The organism is Novosphingobium sp. KACC 22771 (assembly GCF_028736195.1).
GTDB lineage: Bacteria > Pseudomonadota > Alphaproteobacteria > Sphingomonadales > Sphingomonadaceae > Novosphingobium.
Map to the genome: position 1 here is coordinate 3,097,149 of NZ_CP117881.1, position 17,955 is coordinate 3,115,103.

Below are 17,955 nucleotides of genomic sequence, written 5' to 3' on the forward strand. Positions count from 1 at the left end.
GCAAGCACAGGTCCGCCCTCCTGACATAAGGTTACACTAGGATGACAGGGGAATGCCGCAAGGGCAATAATGCCCTTTTATCCCCGCCCGCGATAGGATGCGACGCCCTGATCCGGCACCCACAGCCCATCAGGCGCAGGCCCCGATTGCCAGAACACGTCGATGGGGATGCCCCCGCGCGGATACCAGTAGCCGCCGATCCGCAGCCATTTCGGGCGCATTTCATCAAACAGCTTCTGGCCGATGCCCACCGTCACATCCTCGTGAAAACCGGCATGATTGCGGAACGAGCCGAGGAAGAGTTTCAGCGACTTGCTCTCCACGATCGTCTGATCGGGGGCATAGTCAATGACGATATGGGCAAAGTCGGGCTGGCCCGTGACGGGGCAGAGCGAGGTGAATTCGGGCGCGGCAAAGCGCGTGAGATACAGGCTGCCCACGCGCGGATTGGGCACATAATCGAGCACCGCCTCGTCGGGCGATGCGGGCAGGCCGGTGTTCTGGCCAAGGAATTTAGGGGCAAGCGGAGTGTTATCGGAATTGCTCATGCCCATCCCCATGCCACCGGCGCGCGCGCGAAACAAGCCGGTCCGGCGGGCACAGGTGCGGGCATAGGTAAAAGCCACAGCTAGGATTAGCCCTCGCCCCGCCTTATCCCGAGGCTAACCTGTTTGGAGCATCAAAGGGGCGATGGGCAAACTGTTCAGATCCGGCCGGATTCGATGGGCGGCGTCGGTCCGCTTATGCGCGGCGGCGGTGCCCTTTGCGCTGGGCGCGGCCGCCGCGCACGCGCAATCGGTCGATGTGTTTGGCGCCGCCCCCGCGCCATCGCCCGCCGCAGGCGCGTCATCGTCCGCCCCCGCCGCAGGCGCGCCCGCCCCATCCGCCGCCCAGTCCCCTGCCCCGCGCATCCCTGTGGCCAAAGACCTGATCGGCAAAAGCCCCATCGCATGGAGCCCCAGCCCCCGCCCGACGCCCAAGGGCAGCGTGGCGCCGCGAACCCCCGCCCCGCCGCAGCGTCAGGAAAACGCCCCGGCCGAAACGCTGCGCCCCCGCGTCGCGCAGGCCGCGCCGCGCGCCGCATCATCGCAACCGGCCCCCATCAAACCCGCCATCGCGACATCCGCGCCGCCCCAGGCAGTGCCCGCACCTGTGGCCACACCCTCGCCGCCCGTTGCGGCCAGCGCAAGACCAGCACCCGTCGCCGCACCACCCGCACCGGTGCACTCTCGGGTGGAGGAAGTTCTCTTTCCGCTGGGCATCGGATTTGGCCTGGCTGGCGAATTGGCGCTGCTTTGGTTCTTCCTGCGCTGGCGGGCGCGGCGGGCCAAACGCGCCAAGGCCGAGGCGCCGCCGCGCCGCCGTCCCGCCACGCCTGCCGCCGAGCCGCCCCCAGCAGACTCGGCCGCCGATGGGACTACTGATGTGTCAGCCGATTCGGGCAATGTCGCGGGCGACGAGGAGCATGCCGCCATCATCGCCCGCCTGTTCGATCAGGCCCAGCAGGCAGAGCCACCCAACGAGCCGGTTGCCCCCCATCCACGCCGGCCTGCTCCCGCCCCGGCGTTTGTCGCCTCTTTTGCCGATGGGGCCGATGATGCCGATCCGCCCATCGTCACGCCCCCCGCGATGGAAATCGCGCGCAGGTCTGCGCCCGAACCGATCCCCGCCGCGCGACAAGAACCCGAGGCGGCCCCGTCGACGCGCGGGGTGTTCAAGCCCTCGCCCCTGTTCAACCGGATGACGCCCGCCGAAACGGTCAAGCAGGTGCCCCTCGCCCCGCCCGATCCGCTGTCCATCGGATTTGAGGCGCTGCGCCTGAGCACCAGCGCCTCGCGCATCGAGTTGCGGTTCCGCGTCACGCTGCGCAATGACGGCCCTGCACCGCTCGGCCCGATTCGCGTGGACAGTTGCATGAGCGCGCCCGAGGGCGATTTGCCCGACACGGCGCTGGCCCACAGCCTGGCCATGCTGATGCCCGGCGAAGAGGTAGCGATTGCCGAGGAATGGCGTGTCCCCCTGATCAGACTGCCCGTTTTGCGGCTGGGGGCGATGCGTCTGCTGGTGGGGGCGGCGCGCATTTTTGCCACGGTCGAGGGGGCGGCGGCCTATCCGTTTCAGGACCGCACCTTCATGTTCGGCCTGCCCGAGGATGGGGGGCGGCTGGGGCCGATTCCGTTGGATGGCGGGGCGCATTTATACGACAATCTGCTGGTGCAAAGCGTCGCGCCGGAGCGGGGATAGCGCCGCCTTTCGCACTTGCAATATAATGCTTTAGACCAATACAAACCTCATTGCAGCGCGTTTCTCGACAAAACTGTTTGCGTCGATCACAATTCGAGCCTAGATTTTTCGCTTTCGCAGCGAAGGAGGAGCGCCGGCGAATGGAAAGCCTGGTGACAACCCAATGGCTTGCTGATGATATGGAGGCGTGCGATCTGCGCATCGTCGACGCCAGCAGCCACTTGCCCGACGCGGGTCGCAACGCGAAGGACGAATATGAGACGGGGCATATCCCCGGTGCGGTGTTCATGAATCTGGCCGATCTGGCCGATCCGGGGGCGCCGATTGAAAATACCCTGCCCGGGCCTGAGCGTTTCGCCAGCCGGATGCAGTCGCTCGGCCTTGGCGATGGCAGCCGCATCGTGCTCTACGATGATTCGGCCGTCCACAGCGCGGCGCGCGCATGGTTCATGCTCAAGCTGTTCGGGGCGCAGAATGTGGCGATCCTCGATGGCGGGCTGGCCAAATGGCATGCCGAGGCGCGCAAGGTGGAGGAAGGCGACAGGCAATTGCGCCACCGCCACTACACCGCATGGCAGGCAACGGAAAAGCTGCGCGATAAATTGGCGGTTCTGGCCAATATCGGCACGCGTCAGGAGCAGGTCGTCGATGCGCGCGGCGCCGCGCGCTTTGCCGGCACCGCGCCCGAGCCGCGCCCCGGCATGGCGGCGGGCCATATCCCCGGCGCGTTCAACGTGCCCTATACGCTGATGTACCGAGCCGATGGCACGTTCAAGGACGCCAAGGGCATCCGCGAGGCGTTTGAAAGCGCTGGCGTCGATCTCTCTCGCCCGATCATTGCCTCCTGCGGCAGCGGGATCACCGCTTGCGTGCTGATCTTTGCGCTGCATCTGATCGGCAAGGAAGATGTCGCGCTTTATGACGGCAGTTGGGCCGAATGGGGCGCAGACCCCGCCATGCCCAAGGAAAGCGGCCCGGCCCAGCATAACGCGGCGCGGGTTTGAGCCGCCGCACCTGACGATTTGGCCGCACCGGGCGTTTCGGTGCGGCAAATTGTCCTTATTGGCAAACTCAACTTTGCGCGAGAGCCAAAAACGGCCAAAGCAAGACCATGGCCAAAAACATCGACACATCTGCCCTGCACACCGACACGCAATTGACGCTGGCAGGCCGCCGCCCGGAATGGACCGGCATCGAAAACCACCCCTCCGCCGTGGTGACGCCCGCCGTGTGGCGCGCTTCTACACATCTTTATCCCGATATGGCGGCGCTGCGCGCGGGCCATGCGTATAATGAGGACGGGCGGTTTTACTACGGCCGCCGCGGCGCCCCCACGCAATGGGCGCTGGCCGAAGCCTTGACCCAGATCGAGCCGGGCGCGGCGGGCACCGTCCTTTATCCCAGCGGTCTGGCGGCGATTTTCGGCGTGCTGCTCGCGGTGCTGAAACCGGGCGACGTGCTGTTGATGACGGACAATGCCTATGAGCCGAGCCGGACGATCGCCAATGGCATTTTGAAGACCATCGGCGTGGAAACGCGCTGGTTCAACCCCACCGACATCGCCAGTTTCGAGGCCGCGATCTGTGAGCGTACCGCCGCCGTCCTGCTCGAATCGCCCGGCAGCCTGACCATCGACGTACAGGACGTGCCCGCCATCGCCGCCATCTGCCGCGACCGGAGCATCATCAGCATCATCGACAACACATGGGCCAGCCCGCTCGGCTTTGCCCCCCTGCCCCATGGCGTCGACATCACGCTGATGGCGCTGACCAAGCATGCGGGCGGGCACAGCGACGTGATGATGGGCAGCGCCAGCGCCGGACCCGAATGGTACGACCGCCTGCGACGCCATGCCCAACAGATGGGCACCGTGGTCAGCCCTGATGACGCCGCGCTGGTGCTGCGCGGCCTGCGCACGCTCTCGCTGCGTCTTGAACGCGAGACGGCCAGCGCGCTGAGCATTGCCGGATGGCTGGCCGAGCGGCCCGAGGTGGCGCAGGTGCTTTGCCCGATGCTGCCGGGCGCGCCGGGGCACGAATTGTGGCGCCGCGATTTCACCGGCGGCTGCGGATTGTTCAGCTTTGTCCTGCGCGGGGGCAGCAGCGCCGCGCGCGATGCGCTGATCGACGCTTTGGCGCTGTTCGGCATCGGCTATTCATGGGGCGGGTTCGAAAGCCTCGCCACCCCGCTCGACCCGGCCCGCGTCCGCACGGCCAGCGCTTGGCCCTTGGCCGGGATGGCGGCAGGCGATGTGTTCGGGGTGCGCCTGTCCATCGGGCTGGAGGATCCGCGCGATCTGATTGCGGATCTGGAGCGGGCTTTGGGGGTTTGGGCGGAGGTGGGGTAAAAAGGGGTGCCTCCGGCGGGCAAAGGGACTCGTCCCTTTGCAATCCCATGAATGAGGGTGTTCACGAGATCGCCGCGCCGCAGGCGATGTTATAGAGCCTGCGGCGCAGATAGGGCTGAGTTAGCCGCGCCGCAGGCTTTAACATTCAAACGCCGCGTCCGACACCCATTCGCCGCCCCAAAAACGCAACGCGGACATTAACGGGATTGCAAAGGGCCCCCGCCCTTTGCCCGCCGGAGGCAAAACTCCCCCTTACTCCACCCACTCCCGCGCCAAAAACCGCCCCCCCGCCATCATCAGAACGGCGGCCAGCAGATAGAACCCCAGCCCCAGCAGGATCGCATGGCGCAAGGCGTCATCGCCATAGGCGGGCGTCAGCATATCCGAGAGCTTGCCGATAGTGAGCGACCCCAAGCCAACGCCGATCAAATTGTTGATCAGGAGAAAACTGGCCGAGGCGGTGGCGCGCATCGGGGCGGGCACGAGGTGCTGAACCGCGGTCAGCACCGGGCCGAGCCAGAGATAGACCAGCGCCTGAGGCACGAGGAACAGCCAGAAGGCAATTTGGGCCGAGCCGGAATAGAGCCCTGCGGCAAACAGCGGCACGCCCAGCAGGAAGGACACCGCAGGCAGCCAGCCATAGGCCGCACGGCTGCGCCCGCCCAGCATGTCGGCAAAGACGCCGCCCGCCATCACCCCAACCGTACCCCCGATCAGCAGCAGCAGGCCGAAGAACTGCGAGGTCTGCACCAGATCCAGCCCGAATGATCGCCGCATCAGCGAGGGCAGCCAGAAAGCCAGCCCATAGCCCATCATCGAGCATGACCCCGCGCCAAAGCCCAGCAGCCAGAAGCTGCGCTTGACGGCAAGGATACGCAGGACATCGATCAGGCCGGGGGCTTTGACGCTCTCGGCCTTGGGCGGATCGCGCACCAAAAGGCCGAACAAGGGCGTGAACACCAGCCCCGCCAGCCCGACGCCCAGAAAAGCCGCACGCCAGTTGACCGCCGCCGCCACATAGCCGCCCAGCAACACCCCCGCCGCCGAGCCCAGCGGAATGCCCAGCGAATAGACCGCCAGCGCCCGCGCGCGCTGATGGGCCGGAAAGGTGTCGGAAATCAACGCATAGGACGGCGCCACGCCCCCCGCCTCGCCCACGCCGACGCCAAGGCGGCAGGCAAACATCGCCCAAAAGCCCGAAACCAGGCCGCACAGCGCGGTAAACGCGCTCCACACCGCCAGCGAGGCCGCGATGACCCGCGTCCGCCCCCGCCGATCGGCCAGCCATGCCAGCGGCAGGCCCATCGTGGAATAGAGCAGCGCAAAGGCAAAACCACCCAGCGCGCCAAGCTGCGTATCGGTCAGATGCAGATCAGCCTTGATCGGCCCGGCCAGAATGCCAAGGATCTGGCGGTCAATGAAATTGAACGTATAGACCACCAGCAGCATGGCCAGCACAAATAGCGGCTTTTGCGTGGCCGGGTTTCTCCGCAATGCGGGTTCGGACATGATTCTCTCCCATGGGGCCTGCGGGTGCCGGTTTTCCTTGGCCGGTAAACCTTGCGCTTTGGGCCTGCTTGGGCATAATAGTGAAAAATGAATCACGCTTCAAATTAGAAAGCGGCAAGAGCGATGTCTGATACGAAAAATGCCCCGGCGCCTGCCTCCATCCCCGGCCCCGGCGCGAACAAAGTGCCCAAGACTGAGCGCGGGCGGCGAACGCTCCGTGCGCTGCTCAACGCGGCGGCCGAGGAGTTTGGCGAAAAAGGCTTTCACGATGCCGCCATCAGCCAGATCACCGCGCGCGCAGGCGTGGCCACGGGCAGCTTTTACGTCTATTTTGACAGCAAGGAAGCGATATTTCAGGCTCTGGTCCGCGATCTTTCGGGTCAGGTGAAGGATTTCGTCGCCCCCCGCATCGCCGCCGCCCCGGACCAGATCGCCGCCGAACAGGCCGGTCAGCTCGCCTATCTGGAATTCGTGCGCCAGCATAAAGAGATCTATCGCATTATCGATGAATCCGAATTCGTCGACCCGGCCGCCTATCGCGAACATTACACCAAATCGGCCACCCGCATCGCCGCCCGCCTGCAATCGGCGATGGAGCGCGGCGAGATCAGCGATGGCGATTGCGAGGTGCGGGCATGGGCGCTGATGGGGGTCAACGTGTTCCTCGGCCTGCGCTACGGCGTGTGGGGCGATGAGGCGCCCGAGGATGTCGTGCGCGAGGCGGGGCGCTTTATCACCGAAGGATTGGCCCGGCGGGAGGAAAAGCCATGAGCGATTACGAGCCGCGCCATTGGCGCAGCGGCGAGGGGCTGAACCTGTTTGCCCGCGATTATGCGGCGAAGGGGGGCGAGGCGCGCCTGCCGGTGGTCTGCCTCCACGGCCTGACCCGCAATTCGCGCGATTTTGAGAATGTCTCGCCATGGATTGCGGCGCGGCGAAGGCGCGTGCTGGCGCTGGACATGCGCGGGCGGGGGCATTCGGATCGCGACCCGGCGGAAAATTATGACATCGCCACCTATGTCGCGGATATTACCGCGCTGTTGGCGCAATTGGGGATTGGCCGGGCGATCTTTGTCGGCACCTCGATGGGCGGGCTGATCACGGTGGAACTGGGCACGCTCTATCCCGAACTGGTGGCCGGCGCGGTCATAAATGACATCGGGCCGCAGCTTTCGATGGTGGGGCTGGGTCGGATCGCGGGCTATGTGGGCCAAGGCAAGCCCCTGCCCGACTGGCAGGCCGCAGCGGACGTCTGCGCGGCGATGAATGCCGATGTGTTTGCCCATTACGGCCCCGCCGACTGGATGGCCATGGCCCGCCGCCTGTTCCGCGAAGAGGATGGACAGGTTGTCGCCGATTACGACCCCGGCATCGCCCGCGCGCTGGCCCGCATCGTGGCCGATCCCGATCCATGGGGCAAATGGCACCGCTTTGCCGAGGCTCGTCCGGTGCTGGTGCTGCGCGGGACGGTGACGGATCTGCTGGATGCCGATGTGGCGGAGGCGATGGTGGCGGGCAAGCCACGCGCTGTTCTGGCCCCGGTGGCGGGGGTAGGCCATGCGCCGATGATGGATGAGCCGGATGCGCGCGAGGCGATGGGGCGGTTTTTTGATCAGGTGGATTAAGGGGTAAATGCGAGGGTCTAGACCCTCGCGCTCCCGTTACTGTCTTCGTTGCGCCTATGGTTCGGCGTTTTGTGTCGGACGGCCTTAGAAAAATTAAAGCCTGCGGCGCCATTAAACAGCGCCGCAGGCTTTAATTTTCATGTTCGAGACACCAAGTCGGCCCATCCGGCACCACCCCATTATCGGGATTGCAAAGGGACTGAGTCCCTTTGCCCGCCGGAGGCCCCCCTTCCCTAATCCTCCTTAAAAATTCACCGTAGCCGTCGCAAACACCTGCTGCGGATTGCCCCAATAGGTGGTCAGCACGCCTTCCTTGCCCAGCGTGGGGATGAGCGCCCCACCCGCCGTATAGGTCAGCGCCCCGGTGGTAGGATTGGCCGCGACATAGGTATAGCCCGAGGTCTTGTAGCGCTTGTCGGCGAGGTTCTTGCCATAAACGCCCAGCGTCCAGCGGCCGCCGGGCGCGCGATAGACGAGGCTGGCGTCAAACAGCGCATAGGCGGGCTGGTCGAGATAGGGGTTGGGAATTTCGAACTGATAGGTCGTGCTCTTCCACGAGACGCCGCCCGACAGGTCGAGCGAACCCGACGGCACGGGGATTGCATAGGTGGCCGAGGCGTTGCCGGTCCATGCTGGTGTGTTCTGCACCTTGCGGTTGGCGGCGACATCGGTTGGGGTCGAGGGGGAACCGGGAAGGTTTGTGTTAGGTATGTTGGTAATATATTGCAGATACTTGGCGTCGATATAGCCCAGCGAGCCATTGAGCGACAGCGCGCCCAGCTTCAGCTTCGCCTCGGCCTCGACGCCCTGCATCCGCGCCTTGCCCGCATTGGTCACGATGCCGCAGAAGCTGGGCAGACCGCCGACCGTACAGGCCAGCGAGCCGGGGATCTGCACATCGGTATAATCCATGCGGAACGCGGCCAGATTGAGCGCCAGCTTGCGATCGAACAGGCGGGTTTTCAGACCGATTTCATAGCTGTCCACCTTTTCCGGGCGGAAGCTGAGGAACTGCCCCTGACTGACCCCGGCTGGCGCATTGACGCCCACGCCGCGCGGGTCAAACCCGCCGCCCTTGAAGCCCTGGCTGAAGCTGGCGTAAATCGTGTTGTTCGGATCCGGCCGCCAGTTGAGCGAGACGCGCGGCGTGAATTTGGTATAGCTGGCGCTGCCCAGGAAATTGGTGCTGGGCGCGCCAAAGGGCGTTCCCGCCCCGCCGAACGTGGGCGAGCCGCCGCCTAGATAGTTCTGGCGCAGGATCTGGGCATAGCGCTTGTCCCAGGTATAGCGCCCGCCCGCCTCGATGCTGATCTGGTCGGTGATGTCATAGGACATGTTGACGAAACCGGCCATCGTGTCGGTGCGGATATTGGCATCGGTATAGGCGGCCAAGCCCGAGACGGTGGTAAACAGGCGCACGTCAAACTGGGTCAGCGCCGTGGCATAGAGGTAGTAGAAACCCGCCATGCCGTTGAACCGCCCCTTGCTGTAAAGCACCTGAAGCTCCTGGCTCCACTGCTTGTTGCGGTAATAGGCGGGCACGTCCACGTCCTGCGAGGCGGTGGCGTCAAAGTCGATGGGCGAGGCCGAATCGTCCTTGCGGAAGGCGGTGATCGAGCGCAGCGTCAGCGCTTCGGTCGGCTTGGCCTCAAGGAAGAGCGACCAGCCCCATGCCTTCACATCCTGCTTGGGGCTGTTGAGGCCCGCCTGCGTGTCGAAAACATTGGCCAGCACCGGGGCGCCGCTGAACTGGCCCGGAATTTCGCGATGGCCGCCGCGCGGGTTCGACATATCATGCGTATAATCGCCGGTCAGGCGGGCGAAGATCTTGTCGCCATGCACCTCGATCGTGCCGCGCCCGGCCCAGATGTCCTTGTTATAATTCGACAGGCCGGTGGTCAGATTGCGCCCAAACCCGCCGCGCGTCAGGCGGGCCAGCGTGCCGCTGGCGCGGATCAGACCGTCCTTGGTGATCGGGCTGCTGATCGTGGCCACGCCATCGGCCTGATCATAGCTGCCATAGGTGCCGCGCAGGCCCAGATGGAACTTGTCGTCGATCTTTTTCGTCACATATTTGATCGCGCCACCGATCGTGTTGCGGCCATAAAGCGTGCCCTGCGGCCCGCGCAGCACCTCGACGCGCTCGACATCGTAAATGTCCAGCACGGCGGCCTGCGGGCGGTTGAGATAGACGTCATCGAGATAGATGCCCACGCCCTGTTCAAAACCCGATACCGGATCCTGCTGACCCACGCCGCGGATGAAGGCCGAAAGCGTCGAATTGGTCCCGCGCGAAGGCTCCAGCGTCACGTTGGGCACTTCATCGGCCAGCGAGGTGATGTCGGCAAAACCCTTCGCCGCCAATTGGTCGCCGGTCAGCGCGGTCATGGTGATCGGCACATTGTTGAGCGATTCGTTGCGGCGACGGGCGGTGACGATGATGTCGCCGTTATTGGCGCCCTCCTGCGCCGTGGCGGGCGCGGGCAGCGCGCCGATGGCCACGCTGGCCATCAAAAGGACGGCGGACGGACGGATGCTGTTGCGGGCGTTCAGGGCCATGTTCCTCTCCTTGCGCGGCGATCTTTTGCGCCGGCGTCTGAAGGGGACAATATTGAAAGGTGAACCGGCTTTCAACTTTGAATTACGGGCACACCGAAAAAGCCCGCAAAAGCGTTGCCAAGGCGCAACATGAAATGTGGTTCAGGTGTTCTCGCGCGGGCCTGCGGGCCGCTTGGGTTTGCGGCCCAGCATGGCGCCGATGTAAAGGTGCTGAACCAGAATATAGCCGACAATCGTCATCGGCGCGGCCAGCAAAACCCCCGGCGGGCCAAACAAGGTGCCCGTGGCGATCACGGTGAACAACAGCACGACAGGCGGCAGATCGACCGAGCTTTTCTGCACCATCGGTTGCACCAGATGGCCCTGAATCTGCTGGACCAGCACAAACAGGCCGATGGTCCACAGGCCCGTGGACGGGCTGGCCGAAAAGCCGACCAGAACTCCGGGGATCGCGGCCAGCACCGGCCCCAGATAGGGAATGAAATCAAACGCCCCAGCCAAAATCGCCAAGGCATAGGCCGAGGGCACACCAAGCAGCAGCAACCCCACCAGCGTCAGCGCGGCAATGAACAGGCTGGAGATCATCTGGCCCTTGAGCCACAATTGCAGCCCGCGTCCGCAATCATCGATCGCGTCGGCCATCAGCCCCTCGACCGACCGCGGCAGCAGGCGCAACACCCCGCTGCGATAGAAGGCCGGATCGGCGGCAAAGAAGATGGCCCCGACAAACACCACCGCCACATCGGCCACCACCCCGCCCACCGAGAGCACGAAACCGCTGGCCCGCTGAAAGATCGAGGAAAGTTGCTCGCGCGCCACCTTGGCCATTTCGGACAGGTTATAGTCGATATGCCAATGGTCGAGATAGGCCTGTGCGGCATCGACCGCCTGGGGCAATTGGCGGCCCAATTCGACAAACTGGCCCGAGACCAGCCCGCCGAACATCCAGCCCAGCCCGGCAAAGATCGCCAACAAGGAGAGCACGGCCAACCCCACCGCCGCCCCATTGCCCAGCCCCAGCCGCAGGAAATGCCCCGCCAGCGAGCGCAGCACGACCGCCACCACCACCGAGGCAAACACCAGCATCAGCAGATAGGACAGTTCCACCACCAGCGCCGTCAGCGCCACGATGAAGAGCAAGGCCAGCGCCTTGCGGGTAAAAGCAATCAGATCATCGTCGCGCATGGTGCCCCGGGACTATTGGTTTCTTTCCCAACGCTTATGTCACACCATGGTGCCAAGGCACGCAATGAATAAATGCGGATCAGCTCGCGCCGTGCAAATGCCGGACCAGCGCCTCGGCCGCGGCGGCAATTTCGCGCCATGCGGCGGCAAAATCCTCGGTCCCGCCGTAATAGGGGTCGGCCACCGATTGCCCCTCGCGCCCGGGCAGATGGTCGAGCAGCAGCGCGATCCGCGCCGAGGCATCGGCCGGGGCCAGGCGGCGCAGATCGGCCAGATTGGCCTCGTCCAACGCGATAATATGGCTGAAATGCCGAAAATCGGCGCTTTCCACCTGCCGCGCGCGCAGGCGTGTAATGTCCACGCCGTGCCGCGCAGCCTCGGCGCGGGCGCGCGGATCGGGGGCCTCGCCAATGTGCCAGCCTCCGGTGCCCGCCGAGTCGACATGCACAGCAAGGCCCGCCCGCGAGGCAGCGGCGCGAAACGCGCCCTCGGCCAAAGGCGAGCGACAAATATTGCCCAAACAGACAAAAAGGACTGAGGCTTCCGACACCATCGCGGCGCAGGTTAACCGCGTTTTCCCGCATTGTCACTTGCCGCGAGGCGCAGGATTGCGCGATTTGTTAAATTGTTGCCCCAGAGTGGGACCAACGCGCAACAGGATGACCTAAAAGGTTGCCTAAGTATTTCTCGAAAACCAGACAGGCGAAACCTCGCACCCATGCGCCTGATGCAAGATTCCGCCCATCGAGCATTGCCAGCATCGCCCCGCCTGCTTCAGGGCGACTTGGCCAAGATTATCTCAATTCATGAAGTAGACAATAGGCTCGCGACAAAGCGCTCATCACTTTCGACGAATGGAGTGGCACCCGAAAAAGCCGCGCTGTGCCGGGGCGAGACGGGGCGCAAACAGGCGCTTTTCATCGCGGCCAACCCGGTCTAGGCCGCGAATCGTGACCCAATCCGCCCCCCTTCATCCGGTGCAGATGCGCCATCCCGATCTGGCCCGGCTGGTCGAGCATTTCTATGAACAGGCGCGACAGGATCCTTTGCTGGCCCCGGTCTTTGCGCGGATCACGGACTGGCCACACCACTTCCGGGCATTAACCGCGTTTTGGGCTACGCAGTTGCGCGGGCGGGGCCTCTATCGCGGGGCGCCGATTGCGGTGCATCACGCCATGCGCCGCCAACTGGCCCCCGAAATGTTCGAGCGTTGGCTCGCCCTGTGGGATGCCGCCACCGCGCAGGTGATGGGGGCCGAGGACGCCGCCGCACTGCAAGCCCATGCCCGCCGCATTGCCGCCGTGATGCAGGCCGCGATTTTTGATGGAGCGGATCAGTGAACGCCGCCTTGTGGGCCATGTTGGGCTGCTTTCTGGCCGGAATCGGCGCGCGCGATCAAATGCTGGTGGCGGCGCTGACCGCGCGGCTGGGGCGGCATGGCGGCTTGCTGATGATGGGGGCGATCACGGGGACGCTGGCCTGTGCGTTCGCGGCGTGGTTCTCCGGCGAGATGGCGGCCCAGATGACCTATCCGGCGCGACTGGTGCTGGCCTGTTTCGCGCTGATCGCGGCGGGCGCCGAGGCCTTGCTCTTTCGCCCCGGCTTCAAGGCAAAGGAGCCGACCCGCTCGCTGTTTGCCGCCGCGCTGGTGCTGCTGATGCATCAGGCAGCCGATGCGGCGCGCTTCATCGTGCTGGCCATTGCGCTGGTGGGCGATGCGCCGATTCCGGCGGCGGCGGGCGGCGCGGTGGGCACAGGCTTTGCGCTGCTGCTGGGCTGGCTGGCGGCTGAAGCGATGCTGGACGCGCAGGGCGGCGTTGTCCAGATCAGGCGCTGGGCAGGCGCGGTGCTGTTGGGGCTGGGCGTCGGGCTGTCGGCGTGGATCTGGCTGGGCTTTAACGCCTGATCGCATTTACCGATTTCAATGGCCGCATTGATCCATTTTTCCAATTGAACCAAACACGCTAGACATAGCATCACACCGCTGGCCATAACGCCGTCGGCCCCATCACCGCATGGCCGTAACACAGCCATGCCACCGTATGACGGGCATGACATTCAGCAAGGGATGCGCAAGATGAATGACCACAACGCCAAGACCGCCCTCACCCACAGCCTTAACGGCTTGCTGGCCGATCTCTTCACGCTCTATCTGAAAACCAAGAATTTTCATTGGCATGTCAAGGGGCCGCAGTTCCGCGACCTCCATCTGCTGTTCGATGATCAGGCGACCGCGATCTTTGCCCTGACCGACATCGTGGCCGAGCGCGTACGCAAGAATGACGGGCTCGCGCTGACCGGGATCGGGGCAATTGCCTCGGCCACGCGCATTACGGACCAGCCCCGCGCAGACCTGAGCGCGCAGGAGATGATTGCCGAATTGCGCGATGACAATATCCGCCTTGTCGAGGCGATCCGCGAGGTCAAATCCGCCGCCGGGGCGACGGGCGACAATGCGACCGAAGGCTTTGCCGATGACTGGACCGATCAGGCCGAAACCCGCGTGTGGTTCCTCTCCAGCCTGCTGGGATAAATGAATGGCTCTGCCCGCGCCGATGCGGGCAGAGCCATTGGCCGATCAGATCTTCTTGATGATGCGACGCAGCGATTGCGTCATCATGTTCACCTTTTCCTTCTTGGTGATGTATTTCCAGGCGCCGTTCTTGCCCGCGCGGAACACATCCATTTCCGCGCGCGAGGATGTCAGCACCACGGCGGGAAACTCCACCTGCGCGCGCGCCTTGAGATCGGCGAGCAGGGCAAAGCCGTTCATGCGCGGCATCGACAGGTCAACCAGCGCGAGATGCGGCACGAAATTGCCCGCATCGACGATTTCGAGAGCCTCGAGCCCGTCCTGGGCGCGCACGACCGATTTGACCTTGGGCAGGTTTTTGAGCGCTTCAAGGATGATATAGGCGTCGGCGTCGTCATCTTCGACCAGAAGGATATCGACGCGCGCTTCTTCCGTGTCGCCAATCAGTTCCTTGTCCAGCTTCGGGGTCGCATCAAGATTGCGTTCTTTTTCCGCAACATCGGAAATACGATCGTTCAATACATGCTCAACCAGCATTACTTCCTCCATTGGCCCCCGATTGTGTCAGGTGCAAAATGGCGGCCCGGCAATTCCTTGCCAATCCGCTCTATCGCATAAACAAAACTTAGCCGTTTTTGATTATTATGTCCTTCTCAGGCATCTAGTCAGAGATACTTAGTTCACCCTTTATTCACCACCCTGCACATCCATTAACACAATCAATTGCATAGGTTTACCATTACAAGGGGCCTTTCTGGTTAGCTGGTCGGGATCGGAGCAATTATGAGTGAAATCCAAAGAGGATACTTAGGCGTATCCTCGTAGAGAGCAGGGGATGCATAGGATTGCATCTGATCGCCGCGGCTTTGCCCCCGCCGCGCGGCTTTGCTATTCAACATCCATGCCCGATGTGATCATCAACCAAGGCGCCAGCGACAGCGCCATCGCCGACTGGCTTGCCCAGCATCTGTCCGACGCCCTTGCCGCGCATTCCGGCGAAATCGCCATTTCGCTGCCCGGCGGATCGACCCCGTTTCCGATCCTTGCCGAGCTGGCGCGCATGGGGCTGCCCTTTGACCGAATCGCGGTTTGGCCGGGCGACGACCGCGTTGTGCCCGAGGATCACGCAGCCTCCAACGTTGGCCGCATCCGCGCCGCGCTCGAACCTTTGGGCGCGCGCATCGTGCCGCTGGTCGAAGATGCCGCGCCGCCGCATTTCGCGCTGGTCTGGCTGGGCATGGGGCTGGATGGGCATATCGCCAGCCTGTTCCCCAACACCGATCCCCGGCCCGACGCCCCGGCCCGTGTGCTGCGCCTGACCCCCGATCCCCTGCCCCCCGAGGCGCCCTTTGACCGCCTTTCGTTGACCATTCCCAGCCTTGTTGCCACCGAGGCCATGCTGTTTGTCGCACGCGGGGCCGAAAAGGAAGCGATCCTGCGCGCGGCCATCGCGGGCCAGCACGACCTGCCCGTGGCGCGTTTGTTGGGCGCGGCCAAGGCGCCCGTCACCTGCTTTACCTGATGCCCCCACGCCGGCCACGCTTGGGCCGCGGATGCTCGGGCTGCCCATGCTCGGCCTAATCGCCGAGGCTATCCTTGCGCGCCTGCCCGCGCGGCTGCACCGGCTGGCGCTGCGCGGGGCGCATCGGGCGCGCAAGGCATGGTGGCGCATCCGGCGGCCCAGTCTCGAAGGTTGCCGAATCCTGGCGCTGGATGGCGAGGGACGCGTGCTGCTGGTGCGCCATTCCTACGGCAAGCCCGACTGGATGCCCCCCGGCGGCGGCATGAAGCGCGGCGAGGACCCCATCCCCGCCGCCATCCGCGAATTTGCCGAGGAACTGGGCTGCTGCCTGCTTGAACCGCGCGTGGTCGATGTGGCGCGCGATACGCTGCATGGCGCGGGCAACAAGGTGCATATCGTGATCGGCCAGTGCGATGGCACGCCCCGCCCCGACCTTCGCGAAATCACCCATGCAGCGTTTTTTGCGCCCGATGATTTGCCCCACGACCTGCTGCCCGCCTTGCGGGGGCGGATTGAGGCATGGGTTTTAAACGAGGGATAAGGGGTTCACACCTTCACCGCCCTCGTTAACCCTTTCAAAACAAAACCATCTGCTGCCCGCCCGCGACCGGGGCCGGCGCCTCCACCGCCTCAAAGCCCGAGAGCGTCAGCCCCATCAGCCGCACCGCGAGGGGCAGCGGCAACAGATTATCGAGCAATTCGCGCCCAATCGCGGCAAATTCCTCGCGCCCTTCGACAAAGCGGTCCAGCGTGCGCGAATGGGTGCGGATCGAAAAATCCGACAGGCGCAGCTTGAGCGTGATCGTCCTCCCCTGCGCCTTGGCCTTTTCGATGTCGTGCCAAACCATTTCGATAATCCCCTCCAGCATTTGGCGCAGGCCGGGGCCGGTGGAAATGTCGCGGTCAAAAGTCCGCTCGCCGCCAAGGGATTTGCGCGGCCGGTTGGGCTTGACCGCGCGCAGGTCGATCGCCCGCGCCGCGCGATAGAGGTAATCCGCCAGCGAACCGAAATGCTCGCGCAGGAAGGCAATGTCGCGGGCGCGCAGATCCGCCCCCGTCTCGATCCCCAGCGCGGCCATTTTCTCCGCCCCGCGCGGCCCTACCCCGTGAAACCGCCGAACCGGCAGCGCGGCGACAAAATCGGCCCCCTCGCCGGGTCGGATCACGCATAATCCGTCGGGCTTGTTCTGATCGCTGGCGATTTTGGCGAGGAACTTGTTGTAGCTGACCCCGGCGCTGGCGGTCAGGCCGGTTTCGGCGCGGATGCGTGCGCGGATCAGCTCGGCAATGCGGGTGGCGCTGCCGATGCCCTTTACGTCCTGCGTCACGTCCAGATAGGCCTCATCCATCGCCAGAGGTTCGACCAGCGGCGTATAGTCGCGGAAAATCGCCCGGATCTGCTGCGAGACTTTACGATAGGCTTCAAACCGGGGCGGCTTGAAAATCAGCGCCGGGCACAATCGCACCGCGACCACGCTGGGCTGGGCCGAACGCACGCCGAATTTGCGCGCCTCATAGCTGGCCGCGGCCACAACGCCGCGCTCGCGGCTGCCCCCCACGGCCACGGGCAGACCGCGCAGCGATGGGTCATCGCGCTGCTCAACGCTGGCAAAGAAAGCGTCCATATCGACGTGGATGATCTTGCGCAGGCCGGGCGCGCTGATTTCCTCATCCTGATGCGGGACCGATTCCATGATGCATACGATAATGCCCCGGCGCGCATTTGGCACCGGGGCATGACAGGATATGAACATAAAAAGAACAGAGGCAATCAGCGCTGGGCCAGCTTGCGCTCCTTCAGCTTGGCGGCCAGATGGGTAGCGGCCTTGTCCAGCGCCTCTTCGCGGCAGGTTTCATACAGGGCGCGGGCCTTGAGCCGATCGGGCAGATCCGACATTTCGTCGCACACCATGTTGGCGGCGGCCGCAAGGCGCTTGTTCAGCACATGGCGGCCCTGCTCGCTGTTCAGATCGAGGTCGGCATAGGACACGCGGATGGTCGGCAGCTCGCCGCCCAGCTTTTCAAAGGTCACCGGAACCGACTGCGTTGCGTTGGCCGAGGTGGCGACGGGCGCAGCGGCATGGGCGGGCATGACGAAAGTGAAGGTGGCAAGGCCCAGCGCAGCAGTGGCGAAAAAGCTGAAAGCGGCGGCGGTGTTCAGGGCGGGGGTCTGGAAGATGGACATGGTCGGTATCCTTCTGAAAGTTCGTTGGCGTGGTTCAAACCGGGTCTGACCGGATGCCAGAAGGATTGCAGGACCCGTGCCAGTTTTAATATTTTCAAATTTTTCAGATAGATATGAATTTCACCTCCTGGCCACCCCTTGAAATTTTCCGGTTTCACCCCATATATTGCCAATTATAGGCGAAATTTTCGCCATACCGATTGTTGACATTGGGGGTGGCCATTTTTGCGCCATGCGGCCATGGTG

Annotated in this window: 18 protein-coding genes; 10 read left to right on the top strand and 8 right to left on the bottom strand. The window is 64.1% G+C overall.

Features of this window, described 5'->3' with window-relative positions:
• Positions 1 to 77: 77 nt before the first annotated feature.
• Positions 78 to 548 carry a preQ(1) synthase gene (queF, locus tag PQ467_RS14215; RefSeq protein WP_274174028.1) on the bottom strand — a complete coding sequence of 157 codons (471 nt, stop codon included), beginning with the start codon at positions 546 to 548 and terminating at the stop codon, positions 78 to 80.
• Positions 549 to 756: 208 nt separating this feature from the next.
• On the opposite strand from queF, the gene PQ467_RS14220 reads away from it, so the two are divergent.
• From PQ467_RS14220 to metC, 3 genes are all read left to right on the top strand, one after another.
• On the top strand, positions 757 to 2,244 hold the full coding sequence (locus PQ467_RS14220; RefSeq protein ID WP_274174029.1) for a hypothetical protein: 1,488 nt from the start codon (positions 757 to 759) through the stop codon (positions 2,242 to 2,244).
• A gap of 140 nt (positions 2,245 to 2,384) precedes the next feature.
• Positions 2,385 to 3,248, top strand: coding sequence for a 3-mercaptopyruvate sulfurtransferase (gene sseA, locus PQ467_RS14225; RefSeq protein WP_274174030.1), 864 nt, complete (start codon positions 2,385 to 2,387; stop codon positions 3,246 to 3,248).
• A 107-nt stretch (positions 3,249 to 3,355) separates the two neighbouring features.
• Positions 3,356 to 4,591, top strand: a complete 1,236-nt coding sequence (metC, locus tag PQ467_RS14230; RefSeq protein WP_274174031.1) for a cystathionine beta-lyase — start codon at positions 3,356 to 3,358, stop codon at positions 4,589 to 4,591.
• Between the two features lie 252 nt (positions 4,592 to 4,843).
• Here metC and PQ467_RS14235 read toward each other — a convergent pair whose 3' ends face one another.
• Positions 4,844 to 6,100 (bottom strand): spinster family MFS transporter, encoded by a 1,257-nt coding sequence (locus PQ467_RS14235; protein ID WP_274174032.1) that lies wholly within the window; start codon positions 6,098 to 6,100, stop codon positions 4,844 to 4,846.
• A gap of 123 nt (positions 6,101 to 6,223) precedes the next feature.
• Between PQ467_RS14235 and PQ467_RS14240 the strand changes: the two genes are divergently transcribed.
• Positions 6,224 to 6,871: a TetR/AcrR family transcriptional regulator gene (locus PQ467_RS14240; protein WP_274174033.1), complete on the top strand. Its 648-nt coding sequence runs from the start codon at positions 6,224 to 6,226 to the stop codon at positions 6,869 to 6,871.
• The gene (locus PQ467_RS14245; RefSeq protein WP_274174034.1) at positions 6,868 to 7,725 is read left to right on the top strand and encodes an alpha/beta fold hydrolase; all 858 of its coding nucleotides are present in this window, start codon (positions 6,868 to 6,870) and stop codon (positions 7,723 to 7,725) included. The genes PQ467_RS14240 and PQ467_RS14245 overlap by 4 nt, the downstream gene beginning before the upstream one ends.
• Before the next feature lie 243 nt (positions 7,726 to 7,968).
• On the opposite strand, the gene PQ467_RS14250 is transcribed toward PQ467_RS14245, so the two are convergent.
• From PQ467_RS14250 to PQ467_RS14260, 3 genes are all read right to left on the bottom strand, one after another.
• Entirely contained in the window at positions 7,969 to 10,284 is a 2,316-nt protein-coding gene (locus PQ467_RS14250) for a TonB-dependent receptor (RefSeq protein WP_443192950.1), read from the bottom strand.
• A gap of 141 nt (positions 10,285 to 10,425) precedes the next feature.
• Positions 10,426 to 11,469, bottom strand: a complete 1,044-nt coding sequence (locus PQ467_RS14255) for an AI-2E family transporter (RefSeq protein WP_274174035.1) — start codon at positions 11,467 to 11,469, stop codon at positions 10,426 to 10,428.
• Between the two features lie 79 nt (positions 11,470 to 11,548).
• A complete protein-coding gene (locus PQ467_RS14260; RefSeq protein WP_274174036.1) occupies positions 11,549 to 12,022 on the bottom strand; it encodes a low molecular weight protein-tyrosine-phosphatase in 474 nt (157 codons plus the stop codon).
• A gap of 397 nt (positions 12,023 to 12,419) precedes the next feature.
• Between PQ467_RS14260 and PQ467_RS14265 the strand changes: the two genes are divergently transcribed.
• The 3 genes from PQ467_RS14265 to PQ467_RS14275 all read left to right on the top strand — a co-directional run bounded on the left by PQ467_RS14265 (position 12,420) and on the right by PQ467_RS14275 (position 14,002).
• Entirely contained in the window at positions 12,420 to 12,809 is a 390-nt protein-coding gene (locus PQ467_RS14265) for a group III truncated hemoglobin (protein WP_274174037.1), read from the top strand.
• Complete coding sequence (locus PQ467_RS14270) at positions 12,806 to 13,375, top strand: hypothetical protein (protein ID WP_274174038.1); 570 nt, start codon at positions 12,806 to 12,808, stop codon at positions 13,373 to 13,375. Before PQ467_RS14265 ends, PQ467_RS14270 begins: the two co-directional genes overlap by 4 nt.
• 171 nt (positions 13,376 to 13,546) lie before the next feature.
• On the top strand, positions 13,547 to 14,002 hold the full coding sequence (locus tag PQ467_RS14275; RefSeq protein WP_274174039.1) for a Dps family protein: 456 nt from the start codon (positions 13,547 to 13,549) through the stop codon (positions 14,000 to 14,002).
• A 45-nt stretch (positions 14,003 to 14,047) separates the two neighbouring features.
• Here the strand turns inward: PQ467_RS14275 and PQ467_RS14280 are convergent, their stop codons facing one another.
• Positions 14,048 to 14,539, bottom strand: a complete 492-nt coding sequence (locus tag PQ467_RS14280; protein ID WP_274174040.1) for a response regulator — start codon at positions 14,537 to 14,539, stop codon at positions 14,048 to 14,050.
• A gap of 364 nt (positions 14,540 to 14,903) precedes the next feature.
• Here PQ467_RS14280 and PQ467_RS14285 point away from each other — a divergent pair, with 364 nt between their 5' ends.
• Positions 14,904 to 15,524, top strand: a complete 621-nt coding sequence (locus PQ467_RS14285; RefSeq protein WP_274176169.1) for a 6-phosphogluconolactonase — start codon at positions 14,904 to 14,906, stop codon at positions 15,522 to 15,524.
• A 46-nt stretch (positions 15,525 to 15,570) separates the two neighbouring features.
• Positions 15,571 to 16,065, top strand: coding sequence for an NUDIX domain-containing protein (locus PQ467_RS14290; RefSeq protein WP_274174041.1), 495 nt, complete (start codon positions 15,571 to 15,573; stop codon positions 16,063 to 16,065).
• Between the two features lie 34 nt (positions 16,066 to 16,099).
• Here the strand turns inward: PQ467_RS14290 and dinB are convergent, their stop codons facing one another.
• Complete coding sequence (dinB, locus tag PQ467_RS14295; RefSeq protein ID WP_274174042.1) at positions 16,100 to 17,218, bottom strand: DNA polymerase IV; 1,119 nt, start codon at positions 17,216 to 17,218, stop codon at positions 16,100 to 16,102.
• A 77-nt stretch (positions 17,219 to 17,295) separates the two neighbouring features.
• Positions 17,296 to 17,709, bottom strand: a complete 414-nt coding sequence (locus tag PQ467_RS14300) for a UrcA family protein (RefSeq protein ID WP_274174043.1) — start codon at positions 17,707 to 17,709, stop codon at positions 17,296 to 17,298.
• Positions 17,710 to 17,955: the final 246 nt, after the last annotated feature.

Coding starts and splice junctions, on each gene's coding strand:
- queF (WP_274174028.1), bottom strand. CDS start 548: ATGAGCAATTCCGATAACACTCCGCTTGCCCCTAAATTCCTTGGCCAG.
- sseA (WP_274174030.1), top strand. CDS start 2,385: ATGGAAAGCCTGGTGACAACCCAATGGCTTGCTGATGATATGGAGGCG.
- metC (WP_274174031.1), top strand. CDS start 3,356: ATGGCCAAAAACATCGACACATCTGCCCTGCACACCGACACGCAATTG.
- PQ467_RS14235 (WP_274174032.1), bottom strand. CDS start 6,100: ATGTCCGAACCCGCATTGCGGAGAAACCCGGCCACGCAAAAGCCGCTA.
- PQ467_RS14240 (WP_274174033.1), top strand. CDS start 6,224: ATGTCTGATACGAAAAATGCCCCGGCGCCTGCCTCCATCCCCGGCCCC.
- PQ467_RS14245 (WP_274174034.1), top strand. CDS start 6,868: ATGAGCGATTACGAGCCGCGCCATTGGCGCAGCGGCGAGGGGCTGAAC.
- PQ467_RS14250 (WP_443192950.1), bottom strand. CDS start 10,284: ATGGCCCTGAACGCCCGCAACAGCATCCGTCCGTCCGCCGTCCTTTTG.
- PQ467_RS14255 (WP_274174035.1), bottom strand. CDS start 11,469: ATGCGCGACGATGATCTGATTGCTTTTACCCGCAAGGCGCTGGCCTTG.
- PQ467_RS14260 (WP_274174036.1), bottom strand. CDS start 12,022: ATGGTGTCGGAAGCCTCAGTCCTTTTTGTCTGTTTGGGCAATATTTGT.
- PQ467_RS14275 (WP_274174039.1), top strand. CDS start 13,547: ATGAATGACCACAACGCCAAGACCGCCCTCACCCACAGCCTTAACGGC.
- PQ467_RS14280 (WP_274174040.1), bottom strand. CDS start 14,539: ATGCTGGTTGAGCATGTATTGAACGATCGTATTTCCGATGTTGCGGAA.
- PQ467_RS14285 (WP_274176169.1), top strand. CDS start 14,904: ATGCCCGATGTGATCATCAACCAAGGCGCCAGCGACAGCGCCATCGCC.
- PQ467_RS14290 (WP_274174041.1), top strand. CDS start 15,571: ATGCTCGGCCTAATCGCCGAGGCTATCCTTGCGCGCCTGCCCGCGCGG.
- dinB (WP_274174042.1), bottom strand. CDS start 17,218: ATGGAATCGGTCCCGCATCAGGATGAGGAAATCAGCGCGCCCGGCCTG.
- PQ467_RS14300 (WP_274174043.1), bottom strand. CDS start 17,709: ATGTCCATCTTCCAGACCCCCGCCCTGAACACCGCCGCCGCTTTCAGC.